This is a genomic window from Mesorhizobium sp. M0491 (assembly GCF_040321265.1).
Taxonomy (GTDB): domain Bacteria; phylum Pseudomonadota; class Alphaproteobacteria; order Rhizobiales; family Rhizobiaceae; genus Mesorhizobium.
On the sequence record NZ_JAMYRE010000006.1, the window covers coordinates 71,406 to 86,905 of the forward strand.

General features: G+C 64.6%; 18 protein-coding genes. 8 read left to right on the top strand and 10 right to left on the bottom strand.

Going from position 1 to position 15,500, the window contains the following annotated elements; translation table 11 throughout:
- Position 1: 1 nt before the first annotated feature.
- The 5 genes from NKI69_RS09260 to NKI69_RS09280 form a co-directional block, all read right to left on the bottom strand.
- A complete protein-coding gene (locus tag NKI69_RS09260) occupies positions 2 to 484 on the bottom strand; it encodes an HIT family protein (protein ID WP_128305542.1) in 483 nt (160 codons plus the stop codon).
- Positions 420 to 2,426 carry a hypothetical protein gene (locus NKI69_RS09265; RefSeq protein WP_352721077.1) on the bottom strand — a complete coding sequence of 669 codons (2,007 nt, stop codon included), beginning with the start codon at positions 2,424 to 2,426 and terminating at the stop codon, positions 420 to 422. Before NKI69_RS09265 ends, NKI69_RS09260 begins: the two co-directional genes overlap by 65 nt.
- 363 nt (positions 2,427 to 2,789) lie before the next feature.
- Entirely contained in the window at positions 2,790 to 3,806 is a 1,017-nt protein-coding gene (locus NKI69_RS09270) for an ABC transporter permease (protein ID WP_128305541.1), read from the bottom strand.
- Complete coding sequence (locus NKI69_RS09275; RefSeq protein WP_023813280.1) at positions 3,803 to 5,368, bottom strand: sugar ABC transporter ATP-binding protein; 1,566 nt, start codon at positions 5,366 to 5,368, stop codon at positions 3,803 to 3,805. The genes NKI69_RS09270 and NKI69_RS09275 overlap by 4 nt, the downstream gene beginning before the upstream one ends.
- Before the next feature lie 107 nt (positions 5,369 to 5,475).
- Positions 5,476 to 6,423: a substrate-binding domain-containing protein gene (locus NKI69_RS09280; RefSeq protein ID WP_013530574.1), complete on the bottom strand. Its 948-nt coding sequence runs from the start codon at positions 6,421 to 6,423 to the stop codon at positions 5,476 to 5,478.
- A gap of 346 nt (positions 6,424 to 6,769) precedes the next feature.
- Here NKI69_RS09280 and NKI69_RS09285 point away from each other — a divergent pair, with 346 nt between their 5' ends.
- Positions 6,770 to 7,468, top strand: a complete 699-nt coding sequence (locus tag NKI69_RS09285) for a RibD family protein (RefSeq protein WP_023813278.1) — start codon at positions 6,770 to 6,772, stop codon at positions 7,466 to 7,468.
- Between the two features lie 86 nt (positions 7,469 to 7,554).
- Here NKI69_RS09285 and NKI69_RS09290 read toward each other — a convergent pair whose 3' ends face one another.
- Positions 7,555 to 8,445 (bottom strand): SDR family oxidoreductase, encoded by an 891-nt coding sequence (locus NKI69_RS09290; RefSeq protein ID WP_352721080.1) that lies wholly within the window; start codon positions 8,443 to 8,445, stop codon positions 7,555 to 7,557.
- Between the two features lie 91 nt (positions 8,446 to 8,536).
- Between NKI69_RS09290 and NKI69_RS09295 the strand changes: the two genes are divergently transcribed.
- On the top strand, positions 8,537 to 9,370 hold the full coding sequence (locus NKI69_RS09295) for a helix-turn-helix transcriptional regulator (RefSeq protein WP_023813275.1): 834 nt from the start codon (positions 8,537 to 8,539) through the stop codon (positions 9,368 to 9,370).
- Between the two features lie 37 nt (positions 9,371 to 9,407).
- Here NKI69_RS09295 and NKI69_RS09300 read toward each other — a convergent pair whose 3' ends face one another.
- Positions 9,408 to 9,860, bottom strand: a complete 453-nt coding sequence (locus NKI69_RS09300; RefSeq protein ID WP_031213613.1) for an SRPBCC family protein — start codon at positions 9,858 to 9,860, stop codon at positions 9,408 to 9,410.
- A gap of 161 nt (positions 9,861 to 10,021) precedes the next feature.
- Between NKI69_RS09300 and NKI69_RS09305 the strand changes: the two genes are divergently transcribed.
- Both NKI69_RS09305 and NKI69_RS09310 read left to right on the top strand, forming a co-directional pair.
- A complete protein-coding gene (locus tag NKI69_RS09305) occupies positions 10,022 to 10,774 on the top strand; it encodes a pseudouridine synthase (protein ID WP_031213612.1) in 753 nt (250 codons plus the stop codon).
- 128 nt (positions 10,775 to 10,902) lie between these two features.
- On the top strand, positions 10,903 to 11,304 hold the full coding sequence (locus NKI69_RS09310; protein ID WP_023813272.1) for a VOC family protein: 402 nt from the start codon (positions 10,903 to 10,905) through the stop codon (positions 11,302 to 11,304).
- A 29-nt stretch (positions 11,305 to 11,333) separates the two neighbouring features.
- Here NKI69_RS09310 and NKI69_RS09315 read toward each other — a convergent pair whose 3' ends face one another.
- Entirely contained in the window at positions 11,334 to 11,915 is a 582-nt protein-coding gene (locus tag NKI69_RS09315; protein WP_031213611.1) for a histidine phosphatase family protein, read from the bottom strand.
- A 208-nt stretch (positions 11,916 to 12,123) separates the two neighbouring features.
- Here NKI69_RS09315 and NKI69_RS09320 point away from each other — a divergent pair, with 208 nt between their 5' ends.
- The 3 genes from NKI69_RS09320 to NKI69_RS09330 all read left to right on the top strand — a co-directional run bounded on the left by NKI69_RS09320 (position 12,124) and on the right by NKI69_RS09330 (position 13,471).
- Complete coding sequence (locus tag NKI69_RS09320; protein ID WP_023813270.1) at positions 12,124 to 12,573, top strand: universal stress protein; 450 nt, start codon at positions 12,124 to 12,126, stop codon at positions 12,571 to 12,573.
- A 107-nt stretch (positions 12,574 to 12,680) separates the two neighbouring features.
- On the top strand, positions 12,681 to 12,956 hold the full coding sequence (locus tag NKI69_RS09325; protein WP_023813269.1) for a type II toxin-antitoxin system TacA family antitoxin: 276 nt from the start codon (positions 12,681 to 12,683) through the stop codon (positions 12,954 to 12,956).
- Positions 12,953 to 13,471, top strand: a complete 519-nt coding sequence (locus tag NKI69_RS09330; protein ID WP_023813268.1) for an acetyltransferase — start codon at positions 12,953 to 12,955, stop codon at positions 13,469 to 13,471. Before NKI69_RS09325 ends, NKI69_RS09330 begins: the two co-directional genes overlap by 4 nt.
- Before the next feature lie 14 nt (positions 13,472 to 13,485).
- Here the strand turns inward: NKI69_RS09330 and NKI69_RS09335 are convergent, their stop codons facing one another.
- Together NKI69_RS09335 and NKI69_RS09340 are read right to left on the bottom strand one after the other, a co-directional pair.
- Positions 13,486 to 14,235 (bottom strand): sulfite exporter TauE/SafE family protein, encoded by a 750-nt coding sequence (locus NKI69_RS09335; protein ID WP_023813267.1) that lies wholly within the window; start codon positions 14,233 to 14,235, stop codon positions 13,486 to 13,488.
- 21 nt (positions 14,236 to 14,256) lie between these two features.
- On the bottom strand, positions 14,257 to 14,463 hold the full coding sequence (locus tag NKI69_RS09340; protein WP_023813266.1) for a hypothetical protein: 207 nt from the start codon (positions 14,461 to 14,463) through the stop codon (positions 14,257 to 14,259).
- A gap of 138 nt (positions 14,464 to 14,601) precedes the next feature.
- On the opposite strand from NKI69_RS09340, the gene NKI69_RS09345 reads away from it, so the two are divergent.
- Entirely contained in the window at positions 14,602 to 15,465 is an 864-nt protein-coding gene (locus NKI69_RS09345) for a LysR substrate-binding domain-containing protein (protein ID WP_352721085.1), read from the top strand.
- Positions 15,466 to 15,500 lie beyond the last annotated feature (35 nt).

Consider the following 15,500-nt stretch of genomic DNA (forward strand, 5'->3'; position numbering starts at 1 on the left):
CCTAACTGCCCATGACCTGGCGCAGCAATGCAATCACTTCCGCAACAGAAGGACCTTCGACAGGGGGTGGATCGGCCCGCTCACAAAATTCCCTCCAAATAAACAGCGTGAGTTCCGCGCCATCGGTGCCCGGTTCGCTTGACGCATCAGTGAACTGTTCAAGGGATCGATATCGATGGTCGGACCAGAAGAGCCGTTCGACCCAGTCATAGACAGGTATCAGGTGAAAATGGAACGAATGACCCGGAGAATGGCCGTAGCGACTGATGTAGAGCCGGTTAGGCCGCAGCCGCGACGTCAATGCCTTCTGAGCTTCCGCAAGCAATGGGCCCAATTCGGCCAGAGCCGCTTGCGGCAGTTCCAAGAGGTTGTTGGTCGGCAGCTTGGAACCAAGCACCAGGTACCCGGGCAGAGCAGAGTCAGTCCGGTGGCTCAGGAGCCAGAAATCCGTCGCGGAAATCTGAAACGGTTCGGGACTCTGCAAATTTTGTTCTCCGATGCAGGGAGCTCAATCGTTTCAGAGTAACCCAGCTTGAACCCAAAGCAATTCCGCAGCGCAGTTTGCGCTCGAAACTCTCAACACTGAGCAAGACCAAGGCAAAGGCATGACCGCAGTTTCGACCGATCTCGAACCAGCCGCCGACGAAGGCCGAGAGACCGAGAAAAAATGGCGCCGGCGCGGTCTTGCCGCGCTCGCTATCCTGCTGCCGCTGACGCTGGCCGAGACCAGCTATGACAGCGTCCGTGAATGGCTGCACGGCGACGACCTCATCGCCAGGGATGTCGAGTTCGGCCAGTCCGTGCCATTCGGCGGCAGCGAGTGGCGGCTGGCCGATCTGCGCGGCGGCAAGGCCGGCCGCTTGCCCGACCACGCCTTCGCCGTCATCGCCACCTTTGCGGTAACGGTTGGCGACCCCGATCTGCAAAAACAGTGGCTGGGCTGCAAGGTGATACTGACCGACGCCGCCGGGCGCCGCTGGCTGTCCGACTTCATCTCCGGCGTCGGCCTGCCGGACGGCGTGATGAACTGCACCTCGGCGATCTTCTCCGGCGCCAAGAAGGGCGAAATCATCACCGTGGGCGAAACCTTCATCGTGCCCGAGGACGCCATCAAGACCATCCGCCCGGCTGTCGGATTGGGCAGCGAGCGGCCGTGGTTCCTGCGCTTTCAGAGGCCGCCGAAGTGAGCGTCCTTCTCCCCGTAAACGGAGAGAATTCACTTCCCCGCCCGCTTCGCCATCGAAAACGCTGTCTCCAGCACGGCGGCGAGAAAGCATATGCGCAGCGGCTCGATCAGGATGCCGGTGGAGGAATCCTGGAACGGGCTGCCGAACAGCAGCGTCACGCCATGCGAAAAAATCTGCCAGACGTCGAGCTCGTGCGGACCGATCAGCCGCGTCGTGCCCAGCCATAGCCAGGCAGCGCCCCAGTCGAGCAAGCGGTAGCCGACGACCAGCGTGCACAAAAGCACCAGACTGGAGCTGACTGTCAAGCCGAACCCCGTTGGCGATCGGCAGATAGCGCGAGCGGTAACCGGCGATGAAATGCTCGACGAAATCACGCAGGAATTTCGGCAGGCCGACATAGCGCCGGCCGGCGCGCTCCAGCCGGCCGTGCACGCGCATCAGGGCGGCATCGTCGCGCACGTCATAGCCATAGATCAGCGCCGCCATCACCAGCCAGATCAGCGGCAGCAACATGAAGAAGAACAGGTTGACGGCAACCGTCGATGGCGCGATCGACTCGACCGGCACCATGGGGGCGGCCGAGGCCATCGGCACCGGGTTCGCCAGCCCGTCCACTGAGGCCTGCAGGGCCGACCAGAAATGGCGGCTCATCAGCCATTGCAGCGCCGAGTCCTTCCAGCGGCTGATCACATAGAGGCCAACGAAGATCCAGTTGGTCTCGCAGATCACCACGACGATCTGCCAGAACGAGGCGGCTTTCGTTTTCGTCTGCATGAATTTGGCCAGCCGGTGGATCAGCCAGGACACCGCCACCGAGACCAGCAGCCAGCGCGAATCGAGCACGTCGAGCACATTGGCGCTCTGGCCGAAATCGGCCTGGTCGAGCGTGGCGCGCGAATATTGGCGAACGATGTCGCCCAGAAATCCCCAGGCCGCGTAATAGGCGAAGAACGGCAGCAGCGCGATGGTGATCATCCGCACCAGCCGCGAGCCGCGCCGGTCCACAGCACCCGGCTCCTTGACGGCTTGCGCCTCGGTGGTTGCGGCCTTGTCCGCGCTGCGCTGCGCGGCCAGCACATGCGGCAGGCCGGGGCGCAACACATGGAACATCGCCACCGTCACCACCAGCTGCGCCAGCGCCACCAGCGTCAGCATCGCCAGCCCGGCGAAGTGATTGGCCAGCGCCACCTTCGCCGCGAGCTGCATGAGGAGATCGCCGACCAGCACGCCGGCCAGCACGAGTGCCACGAGTTGCGGCCAGAACCGCCGCAGCAGCGAAAAACTCAAGGTGATCGGTCTGATGATATCGGCAAACATGAGGTTCTCTCACGATGCCACCCGCCCCAGGTCTTTCTAGCAAAGCATGCTTGTTTTGCAAGAATGGGGGTCCCTAGCAAGCGCAGGTGCGAGGCACCCCCCTCTGTCCTACCGGACATCTCCCCCGCAAGGGGGGAGATTGGACGTCATGACTGCTTTCGCCAATTTTCAACGTTGAAGAGAAAGCGGCGAGGACGAAGCTGCCAATCTCCCCCCTTGCGGGGGAGATGTCCGGCAGGACAGAGGGGGGTGCCTGGGCGCCAACCGCTCCTCCCCCTTTGCTCCTCACCTTCTCACCCGCGATTTCAGCCACCGGTCGAACGCCACCGCCAGGATCAGGATGAGCCCGATGACGATGCTTTGCGTGTAGGACGAGACGTTGTTGAACTGCAGCCCGTTTTGCAGCACGCCGATGAGCGCGGCGCCCACCACCGTGCCGCCGACAGAGCCGATGCCGCCGAACAGCGAGGTGCCGCCGATGACGACGGCCGAGATGACCGTCAGCTCGTAGCCAATACCGGCGACTGCTTCGGAGGAGTTCAGCCGCGCCGACAGCACGAAGGCGGCAAGCCCGGCAAAAAAGCCGACGATGACATAGACCGAGATCAGGATGCGGTCGACGCGCAGGCCCGACAGCCTTGCCGCCTCGGCATTGCCGCCGACGGCATAGACGGCTCGGCCGTAGCGCGTGTAGCGCAGCACGATGTGGCACAGGATGGCGGCCGCGGCGAAGATCAGCGCCGGCACCGGCACGGGGCCGATCAGCCCGGTTCCGAACCAGCGCATCGAGGCGTCGAAGCCCGAGATCGGGCCGCCGTTTGAGATGGTCAGCGTCAGCCCGCGAAACACCGTCAGCCCGCCCAGCGTGACGACGAAGGGCGGCACTTTTAGCCGGGTGATGACAAGCCCTTGCACCCCGCCGGCAGCAGCGCCCACAACGACGGCGGCCAAGAGTGCTGCGAACCAGCCGAACCCTTGCGTGCCGCTCGTCGACAGCGACAGCGTGTTGGCGGAGCCGCCCTTGGCGACCACGGCGGCGACCATACCGCAGAAGGCGAGCAGCGAACCGACCGACAGGTCGATGCCGGCGGTGAGGATGACGAAGGTCATGCCGAGCGCAATCAGCCCGGTGATCGAGATCTGCCTTGTGATGTTGAACAAATTGATCGGGTCCATGAAGCTCGGCTTCAGCACCGTGAAGACGATGATCAGCGCCACCAAGAACAGCAGCGGCCCGAAGCTCATCAAAAGCCGCGCGAAGTTGACACCGCCGCGCTGATCCTGTTCCCCCGCCACGCTCATAGTATCTCCTTGCGGTCGAGTGCCATCAGTTCCATCAGTCTTTCCTCGTTTGCCTCGACGCCCGGCATCTGGCCGGTGATGCGTCCCCGGCGCATGGTGACGATGCGGTCCGACACCGCAAGCACCTCGGGCAGCTCGGACGAAATCATCATCACCGCAATGCCGCGCGCCGCAAGCTGCACCAGGATCTGGTGCACCTCTGTCTTGGCGCCGACATCGACGCCGCGAGTCGGCTCGTCGACGATCAGCACTTTCGGATCGCGCGCCAGCCAGCGCGCCAGGATCACCTTCTGCTGGTTGCCGCCCGACAGGCCTTCGATCGCCTGCTCGGCCGAAGCCATGCGGATCGACAGCATCTTGCGAAACCCGGACAGCGCATCGCGCTCGCGCCGCTCGGCCATGAAGCCGAAACCGTTGCTGAAGCTGCCCAGCGAAGCGATGGAGAAATTCGGCAGGATGCCCAGCGCGGCAAAGATCGCCTGGTGCTTGCGGTCCTCCGGTAGCAGGCCGATGCCGAGCGCAATGGCGTCCGCGGGTGATGCCGGGGCGATCGGCTTCCCGTCGAGCGTGATGGTGCCGGCCGCGATGCGGTCGGCGCCGAAGATGGCGCGCGCCAGTTCCGTGCGGCCGGACCCCACAAGCCCGGCGACGCCGAGGATTTCACCGGCCTTGAGGTCGATGTCGACGCCGTCGAGCACGATGGCGTGGGGCGCCTCGGGGTCGCGAACGGTGCGCAGGCCGCGCACCGACAGCACGATATCGCCGGCCACCGCGCGCTGCGCCGGCCGGGCGTAGAGCTCGGACGCCGCGCGGCCGACCATCTTCTCGATGATTTTGGGCAGCGCGATCGGTCCGCCCTCGCGGTTAAGATGCCCGGCCAGCCGCCCGTCGCGCAGCACCGTCATGCGATCGCATATGGCGGACGCTTCCTCCAGCCGGTGGGTGACGAACATGATGGCGACCTTGTCCTTGCGCAGCCGACCCATGATCGACAGCAGCCGCTGCACCTCGGTCTCGGTCAGCGCCGAGGTCGGCTCGTCCATGATGATCAGCCGGCTTTTCAGCGACAGGGCGCGGGCGATCTCGACCAGCTGCTGTTCGGCCACCGACAGCGCCGACACCGGCGTCATCGGATCGATGGAGAGGCCGACGCGGGCGATGATCGAGCGCGACTCTTGCTCCATGCGCCTCCAACTCACCAGCCCGAGCGGACCGAGCGGCGCGCGGCCGATAAAGATATTCTCCGCCACAGTCAGCGTCGGGATCAGGCTCAGTTCCTGGTAGATGGTGACGATGCCGAGCCGCTTGGCATCCTGCGGGCTGGATGGATGATAATCGGCACCGTCGAAAGTGATGCGGCCGCCCGACGGCGGCATGACGCCCGAGAGGATTTTCAAGAGCGTCGACTTGCCGGCGCCGTTTTCGCCCAGCAGGCCGAGGATTTCGCCGGGGCGGATGTCGAGCGAGACATCGCTCAGCGCGGTGACGCCGGCGAAATGCTTGGTGATGCCCTCGACGGCAAGCAGGATGGGCTCGGGCGATGCGGCTTCAGCTGGCGACAATGGTTGCTCCCGGATTGCAGTTCATCACGGCTCCATCAGCGCTTGAACACCCCCCTCTGTCCGGCAGGACAGAGGGGGCGCTGTCCCGCCAGCCTTGCCAAATCGCCCTACTTCGTCTCGCCAATCCTCTCCGCCTTGTCGAGATTGTCCTTGCCGATGACGATCGGCGTCAAAAGCACCAGCTTCTCCTTCGGCTCGGTCTTGTCCTTGGCAAAGGCCACCGCGATGCGCACCGCGGTGCGCGACTGCTCGCCGGGAAACTGCTCGACGGTGCCCGCAAGCTTGCCGTCGCGCACCGCGACCAGCGCTTCCGGCAGTGCATCGAAGCCGTAGATCTTGACGTCGGTGAAGTTGCGAGCGGCGCAGGCCTCCATGGCGCCCAGCGCCATGTCGTCATTGGCGCAGACGATGGCGTCGGGCTTGCCATTGGCGGCAAGGCCGGCCTCGGTCACCGACAGCGCCTCGGCGCGGGCGAAGTTGGCGGTCTGCTCGAAGACGATCTGATACTTGTCCTTCAAGGGATCGAGCACATTGTGCACGCCCTTGTTGCGGTCGATCGCCGGGCCGGCACCGGGCTGGCCCTGCAGATGGAACAGCTTGGCGCCGTTCGGGAACGCCGCCACCACGGCGTTGGCTTCCGCCTCGCCGCCCTTCACATTGTCGGCGCCGACATGCGCGAGGATGCCCTCGACGCCGTCGACGCGGCGGTCGATCGTCACTACGGGAACGCCGGCCTTGACCGCTTCCTCGATGGCCGGCGCCAGCGCATTGACGTCGAGCGGCGAGATGACGATGGCGTTGACCTTCTGCACCAGGGCGGCCTCGATGTCGGCGGTCTGCTTGGTGGCCGAGTTCTGGCCGTCGCTTTCGGTCAGATTGACGCCTTGCGTGGCGGCTTCCGCCTTGATCTCGTTCAGCATGTGCACGAAGAACGGAAAGCCGAGACTGGGCACCGAGCCAAGGATGGTGAGCTTGTCCTGCGCAAACACCGAGGGCGCGGCAACCATCATGGCGCCGAAAGCCGCGGACGACAGCAGGAATTCACGTCTGTTCATGGGATCCTCCTCCACAAGAACGCACGACCCGAAAACCGGATCGGTTTCAGGAAGGATCATGCGTCGGTTCAAAGTGTGGAGCATCCTCCCTGCGCCCGAAAACGCATGCCGCTCCAGCTGGCCGCCGCTGTAAAAAGAGCCTCCCACCGACGCCTGCGCAGGGATGCTAACCCAGCGCCAACCATTTGTGCAACCTCGATATAACAGCGCCGTCCGGCAAAATTATCGGAATTGTCGGATTTTTGGATCGTGGGCTGGCATCTCACTGAGGCGTCTGGCTTCCATTCCCTCGACCCGGCACTACCTTGGATTGACCCGCGAAGCTTTTGTGATTTGGAGAACCCGTATGAAGCTGCAAGTCATCTGCCATATGCTCGCATCACTCGACGGCAGCCTTCATCCAAGCCGCTACACGACAAGTCCGGACGGGACCCAGGCGGATTGGTCGAGCCTCTACGAGCATATCCACAATGATCTCGCGGCTGACGCCTGGATCGTCGGCCGCGTCACCATGGCCGAGATGAGCAAGGCCGGCGCGCATCCGCCGGCCAATGCCGGCAAGGTCGACCGGCCCTATCATTTCGCGCAAAGGAATGCGGGCAGCTATGCCGTGGCGCTTGATGCCTCGGGCAAGCTTCATTTTTCCAAACCCGACATCGGCGGCGACCATGTCGTGGTGCTGCTTGGGCATGATGTCGCCGACAGCCACCTGGCCGAGCTCGCCGCCGACGGCGTATCCTATATCATGTCGGAAGCGGCGGACATCAATCTCGCGGCGATGCTCGAGGTGCTCGGCAGCGAACTCGGCATCCGCCGGTTGCTGCTCGAGGGCGGTGCCGGCATCAACGGTTCCTTCCTTGCGGCCGGGCTCGTCGATGAACTGAGCCTTCTCGTGGCGCCCGCGATCGATGGACGCGCAGCAAACCAGGCCTTCGTCGAGTTTGGCGAGAGCGGCCTGGCGAGCAAGATGCAATTGTCCCTGAAGAGCTGCGAGGCGCTGGCGCATGGGCTCGTCCATCTGCGTTACGCAGTTACTCCTGGATGAGGGCTGACCGCCTCGTACAGAAGGGCCGGCAATCTGACTGATTACCGGCCCCTGTATCGTCAGCTTTAGGCCGATGCTTCAGTCAATCAAGCGGCGTATTGCATGGCATCGAGATCGGCGATCAACGTCGGGCCGGTCGGGTGCCAGCCCAATCGTGCCTGTGTCAGCGCGCTGGAGGCCGGCAGGTCCATGGTGGCGAACATCGCCATCCAGCCGAAATGCTCCGCCGCTCTTTCCGGCGCGATGGAAACGACCGGCAATTTCAGGCCCCGGCCAAGCGCCTCGGCGATGGCCCGCACCTCGACGCCTTCCTCGCCGACCGCGTGATAGCGCGCGCCCGGTTGCCGCTTTTCCACGGCCAGCCGGTAAAGCCGCGCGGCGTCGAGGAGATGGCCCGCGGAGAAGCGGTTGCGGCCTTCGCCGACATAGGCCGAGACGCCTTTTTCACGCGCGATTTCGATGAGCGGCGAGATAAGCCCTTGCTTGACCGGATTGTGGACCTGCGGCAGCCGCACCACCGACACATTGATGCCGGCGTCCAGCAAGGCATTGCCGGCCAGCTCCGAGGCGATGCGCGGATTGGGATGGCCGGGATTGAAGACGTCCTCGATCGCCAGCTCGCCATGCCCGGGGCTGCCCATGCCGACGCCGGAGGTGATCACCAGCGGCCGGTCGGAGCCGGCCAGGGCGGCGCCGAGTGCGGCGATGACGCGCTTGTCCTTTTCGCAATTTTCGGCAAACCGCGAAAAATCGTGGTCGAACGCCGTGTGGATCACAGCCTCCGCCTTGGCCGCGCCGTCGCGCAACCCCTCGGGATCCTCGAGCGTCCCCCGGAGCACTTCGGCGCCCGCGGCGGCCAGCGCCTCGGCGCCGGCGTCGGAGCGGGTCACGCCGACCACCTGGTGGCCCGCCTGGATGAGTTCGGGAACCAGCGCCGAACCGATGAAACCGGTCGCGCCGGTGAGAAAGATACGCATGCAAAATCTCCTGCACTAGTTGCCTGCGTAATATTGCTGGTCTATTATTCTATTAAAGTAGTGATCTTATCATGGTATAATGACTAACAGGATGCCCTCCAATTCCGCCGGCTCGCTGGCAGCGTTCCTCAAAGACCGGCGCACGCGGCTCGATCCGGCTTCCTTCGGCTTTTCGGGCCGCCGACGCACGCCGGGACTGCGCCGGGAAGAGGTCGCCCAACGCGCCAACATCAGCCCGACCTGGTACACATGGCTGGAGCAGGGCCGCGGCGGCGCACCCTCGGCCGATGTCCTCAATCGCATCGCCAAGGGGCTGCTGCTGACCGAGGCGGAGCGCGAACATCTTTTCATGCTCGGGCTGGGGCGCCCGCCCGAGGTCCGCTACAGGGGCGTCGAGGGTGTCAGCCCACGGCTGCAGCGCCTCATCGACACGCTCGATGCCAGCCCCGCCATAGTCAGGACCGCCACCTGGGACGTCGTTGCCTGGAACTGCGCCGCGCGGGTCGTGCTGACCGACTATAGTGCCCTGCCCGAGGGCGAGCGCAACATCCTGCGTTTCATGTTCCTGCGCCCCGCCATCCGCGCCAAGCAGCACGATTGGAAAAACCTGGCCCGTTTCGTGGTCGCTTCGTTCCGTGCCGATGCGGCACGCGCCGGCGCTGTCTCCGAGGTGCGCGAACTCGTCGACGAGCTCTGTAGCGCCAGCCCGGAATTCGACGCGCTGTGGCGCGAAAACGACGTGCTCAGCCACGGCGACGGGACAAAGCGCCTGAAACACCCGGAACTCGGCGATATCGAGCTGGAATATTCGGGCTTCGCGGTCGACGGCCGGCCGGATCTGAGCCTGACCGTCTACAACCCGGTCGACAGCGCCGTCGCCGACCGTATTCGCGCGCTGGCTCTCGCCCGACACCCCAAAGAGTAAGGGCCGGACGGCCCGTCCGCGGGGATGACGCCCGCCCTCAAGCGCGCTCGCAGACCGCTTTCAGGATCTGCAAGGTCGGCCCCCAGTAGAGATTGGCATGCGGACGGATCGCCGGTTCGGCGAAGTCGCTGAGCGTCAGCGTCAGCGTCGTTCCCCCACCCACCGGCGTCAGATCGAAGCTGACCACGGTGTGGTTTTCGGGCACGTCCGCCAGCCGCGAGGCCGACAGCGTGCTCCAGTAGCCATACGCGAAGCTCTTTTCAGGCTCAAAAGCGCGGACGGTGCCATGGTTCTCGAACGGCATTCCGTGCAGCAGTCCGCGCATCACGATCGCGCCGCCGGCATGCCCTTGCAGGCTGACAGTCAACTCCTCGTCGGACATCCATTGCGGGATCATTTCTGGCATCGTCAGTATCCGCCAGACCTTGGCCGGCTCGGCACTGATGACGACGGTCTTGGTGATCGGCGAGATGTCGAGAGACTCACTCATGCGAAGCAAGTTTATCGCGGATGCGGCGGCGACAATATCGCCGGTCCAAGAACTGCGGATGCCGCCACTGCCCCCTTGCTTTGCGCACGATTGCAGCAGCGCGTCTTGCGAAGCCATTGCAGCCCGTGGCATTTGTCGGCTCCACCAGCACAGACGGCAGCATGACACCACGGCAGACACGACAAAGCGGCAGGCAGGCGGCGCCCGGCGTCAGCCTGAACCGGGCGCTGTCGAAGCTCGGCCTGTGCTCTCGCACGCAGGCCGAGGTGCTGATCGCCGAAGGCCGCGTGCGTGTCGGCGGCAAGGTCGTGCGCGATGCAGCCCTGCGCGTCGACCTCGACCGTGACCGCATCGTTGTCGACGACAGGCCGGTGGTTGCCGAGCGCAAGGTCTATCTCGTCCTCAACAAGCCGCGCGGGCTGGTCACCACCCGCGACGACCCGCAACAGCGCGACACCGTCTATGCCTGCCTGGAAGGGCTCGACCTGCCCTTCGTCTCCCCGGTCGGTCGCCTCGACAAGGCGAGCGAAGGCCTGCTGTTGATGACCAACGACACCCGGTTTGCCAACCGGCTGATGGATCCGGCCTCGCATTTGCCCAAGACCTATCACGTGCAGATCGGCATGGTGCCGGACGCAGCGATGCTGGACAAATTCCGCGCCGGCGTGACCGTCGATGGCGAGACCCTGAGCGCCAGTTCGATCGAACTTTTGCGCAGCGGCGGCCGCACCGCCTGGCTGGAGATCGTACTCGACGAAGGCCGTAACCGCCACATCCGTCGCCTGCTCGCCGCGCACGGCGTCGAGGTTCTGCGCCTCATCCGCATCGCTATCGGCCGCCTGCCGCTCGGCGACCTCGCCAAGGGTACGGCACGGCATTTGACGCCGGAGGAACTGGAGCTGCTGGCGGGGTGAGCCCCGCGTATCGTCGATGTCGGCGGCCTTGCATCCGCGCCACCTCCTGACAGGAAGCTGTCAGGAGGCCTGGCCTATAGGTGACTCATGGGCCGGGCTGCGGCTCCAGCAATCCAGGAGCAAAACAAATGAATTTCGTCTCTGTCCGCATCATCACGTCGGACGTCCAGCGTCTCGTGCGCTTCTATGGCGAGATCACCGGCATGCCCGTGACTATGTACACAGAAGACTTCGCCGAACTCGCGACACCTGCCTGCACGTTGGCAATCGGCAGCACGCGCACCTTGATGCTGTTCGGCGGCGACATCGCCCGCCCCGCCGACAACCACACCGTCATCCTTGAGTTCCGCGTCGGCGACGTCGATGCTGAATTCGCCAGGCTCTCGGACCTACTCAGGGATGTAACGGTGCAAAAGCCGACCACAATGCCCTGGGGTAATCGCTCGCTGCTGTTTCGCGACCCCGATGGCAATCTGGTGAATTTCTTCACGCCGGTAACCGCCGAGGCGATCAGGAAATTCGACAGGTAGGGGGAGCGGTACCGCCGGCCGATGCCGCACTACTTCTGGTTCCATTTCCGGATGACCGGCTCGCTCAGATCATGCTCGTAGCCGAGCACGCTGATGCTTGCCGTATCGAGCACGAACAGCGCGCCGCCTTCGGGCGGCAGCCCGATCCAGCGCGCCGCCAGCACGCGCAAAAAATGCGCGCTGGAAAACACCAACATGTCGGCATTGGCCTTGCGTAACCCGTCAATGATCCTGTCGGCCCGCGCGCCCACATAGGCCGCCATCTCGCCCTTTGGACAACCATCGCGAAACACATTCCAGCCGGGGCGCTCGGCCAGGATCTGTTTTGTCGTCAGCCCCTCATAGGCGCCATAGTCCCACTCCTGCAGATCGTCCTTCTTGACGCTCTGCGCGCCGAAGCCGGCCAATACGCTGGTGTTGTAGGCGCGCTGCGACGGGCTCGACCATACGGCCGAAAAGGACAGGCCCTTGAGCCTATCCGCGACGCCCCGCGCGGCGGCCTCGCCAACCGGGGTCAACGGCATGTCGGTGCGGCCGGTATGCTGCCCCGAAAGGCTCCATGCCGTCTCGCCATGCCGGACCAGATGGATTTGGGGATACACGCTGCTCATGAGATGCCTTTCGATGTGGTCCGGCACCTTAAGCAACGATGCGGCAAAGGGGAATCCGCTTGGTACAAAACTGCGTGGTCGCCTGGCCTTGATCCGCGGCGGGCCGGCCCTGTGATCATCCTGGTGCCGCAACTATATCAAGGCCAGCCTCTACAAGGCTCCCGCCACCACAAGGGCACGGGCCCTTGCACAACAAGTCGAGATCATCATGTACAAACATCTGCTCATCGCCACGGACGGATCGGAACTGGCCGACAAGGGCGTTGCCCACGGCCTGACATTGGCCAAGGACCTCGGCGCCTCCGTCACCTTCGTTACCGTCTCGGAACCATTCCCGATCTTCGCCTGGGGCGGCGCCATGGCCGGCTATGCCGCCGGCGATGAGCTCGTCGCCTACAAGGAAGAGGCAGGCCGCTATGCCAAGGAAGTGCTCGCCAAATGCAAGGCGTCGGCGGACGCCGTTGGCGTGGCCGCGGAGGTGGTCCATGTCGAGGACAAGCGGCCCGCCGAAGCCATCCTGGAACTGTCGCAGGCCCTGCGCTGCGACCTGATCGTCATGGCCTCGCACGGCCGTCGCGGACTGGGCAAGCTGCTTCTCGGCAGCCAGACGGCGGAAGTGCTGTCCTACACGGAGATTGCGGTGCTGGTGGTGCGGTAACAGATTTGGCCCAGCGCGCTCCTCACATGCCCGTGAGGCTAAAGCGATAGGATTTATATTGTACGGATTCAATCCGTACCATATAATAGCAGACAAAGGAGATAGCCATGCCTCGCAACGTCGGTGATAACGGTCGAATCGATTTCCGGATTCCGCCCGAAGCGAAAGCCGTGATCGCACGTGCGGCCGCCTTGTCGAATGTCGGCCTGACCGAGTTCGTTACGCGCTCCGCACTGCGTGACGCCCAGGCTGCGATCGAACGCGCCGAACATCTTGCGCTGTCAGAACGGGACAGTCTGCGCGTCCTCGACCTGCTTGAAAACCCGCCCTCCCCGACCAACCGCCTTATCCGCGCCGCCAAAGCCGGCCAGACTCTCGCGTGAACTCCGTCACATGGCAAGAAGTGCCGATCGGGAGACAACATAACCGTGCCGCCTTCGACTGTGGCGACGCGGACCTCAACATCTATTTGCAGCGCTTTGCGCGTCAAAGTCATCAAAGCGGTGGCGCAAAAACTTTCGTCGCCGTGACGGCGCAAGATCCTTTGCGCATCCTCGGCTTCTACTCTCTCAGCCCGGCTTCGATCGACTTTGCCAGGACCCCGGCAGTCGCCAAACGCGGCCTTGGCCGCTATGACGTGCCGGTCTACCGTCTGGGTCGGCTCGCCGTAGACCGTACGATACAAGGCCGCGGCCTTGGCGGCGGTTTGCTGCTCGCCGCCGGGAAGCGCTGTATGGCAGTCGCGGAGGAGCTCGGCGGCGTTGCCTTGCTAATCGATGCCAAAGGTGACCAGGCTGCCCACTGGTATGAAGGTTACGGTGCGATCCGTCTGGATGACGCGCCGCTGTCCCTGGTCCTGCCTTTCGCCGCGATCGCCAAGGCGATAGCTGCATTCTGAACGCCTGCCGCAAGCTACAGAATACCGTCCTCCACAAGATAGACACCCAGCGCCAGCAATCCGACGAAGAACACTTTCCGGAAGGTCTCGATGCTCATCCTCCGGCGCAATGCCTGGCCGGCGAACATGCCGGCCAGCGCCGGCGCAAGGGCTGCGACCGATCCCGCCAGTTGCGCGCTCGGCGACGCCAGGGCACCGGTCCTGAACAGCCCGATGGCGAGCGCCGCCGTCGACACGGTGAAGGATAGGCCGAGCGCCTGGATCAGGTCTTCTTTCTCCAGCCGCAGCGATTGCAGATAGGGCACTGCCGGGATGACGAAGACGCCGGTGGCGCCGGTGACCAGCCCGGTCGCCACCCCGACCAGCGGTGACATCAAGGCTTCGTGGCGCACCGGCGTGGTGAAGCCGGCCTTGGCGAGGCCGAGGATCGCATAGAGCACCAGTGCGGCGCCCAGCCCGGCCGAAGCCGCGCCCGTATGCGTGCCGGTCAGCAGCCCGGCACCGGCAACGGTGCCGAGCATCACGCCGGCCATCATCGTCCATAGCCGCTTACACAGGCCGCCGAAGGACGGGCCGGTCAGCAATTGCCAGAGATTGGTGACCAACGACGGGATCAGCAGCAGCGCCGCGGCCTGCGCAGGCGGCATCGTCACCGCCAGCAGGCCCATCGCAACGGTCGGCAGCCCCATGCCGACGACGCCCTTGACGAAGCCGGCGGCGAGGAACACGGCGCCGATCCAGGCGAGGACGCCGGCGCTCAGCATGGTCGTATCTTCAAGGCGGGATCAGTCATGCAGCAGCATATCGGTTGCGTCGGCATCCAGGCTGGCGGCCTTTGCCGGCGCCGCATCGCGGCTGGTGGATACGACCGTCGCCGCGCATCCCCGCAGGCCTGATCCCGCTGGCGCCATGGCAAGGCCAGCCACGGCAATGGCCAGCACGATCGCCGTGCTTTCGAGAATGCCGAGCCGGCCTGACGTTCGTTTGTTCATCACAATTCTCCTTCGAAACTGTTTGACGAAGATCCCGGCCGATCACAATGTGGAAGTTGTGCTGCCAACCTTCGGCCAGGACGAAGGCTGGAGGGCCGATCGCCTTCCCGGGCGCTGAATATTCGCAGGAGCAAAAGAATGCGCTTCGATCTGGTCGATCTCCGCCTGTTCCTGCTGGTGGCCGAACGCGGCAGCATCACCCATGGCGCCGAGCTTGCCGGCCTGGCCCTGGCGTCGGCCAGCGCCCGCATCAAGGGCATGGAGGAGCGGCTCGGCGCGCCGCTCCTGGAGCGCCGCCGCCGTGGTGTGGTGCCAACGCCGGCGGAACAGGCGCTGCTGCATCATGCGCGCGCCGTGCAGAACCAGATCGAGGCCATGACCGGCGATCTGGCCGCCTATGCCACCGGCCTGCGCGCCCGCGTCCGGCTGCTGGCCAACACCGCCGCTACAGCCGAGTTGCTGCGCGACATCCTGCCGGCTTTCCTTGTCGCCCATGCCCAGATCGACATCGATCTCGACGAGCGCCCCAGCCATGAGATCGCGCAAGCCGTGGCCAATGGTGCGGCCGATCTCGGCATCGCCGCAACCTGGGCCGGCCTGTCGCATCTCGAACAGAAACCGTTCTTCACCGACCGGCTGGTGGTGATCGCCGCGCGGAACCGGCCCGGCCTTGAAGGCCGCACCGTCAACCTCACTGAGGTTCTCGGCGAATCTTTCGTCGGCCTCAGCACCGGCCATGCGCTGCAGGAGCACATCACGCGCCAGGCGGCCCGCCTTGGCGGCCATCTGCATGTCCGCATCCGCGTGCCTGGCCTCGACAATGTCTGCCGGCTGGTCGCGCAAGGCGCCGGCATCGCCATCGTGCCGGAAAGTGCGGCGGGTCGTTCCGTGCGCACACTGCGGCTGACCGACGACTGGGCGACGCGCCAGCTCAACCTCTGCGCCCGCCGCTTCGAAGAGCTGACGCCACAGGCAAAACTGTTGGCGGCAGCGCTGGTCTGAGCCCTGACAGCGACCACCTATCACCAGTAGCGCTG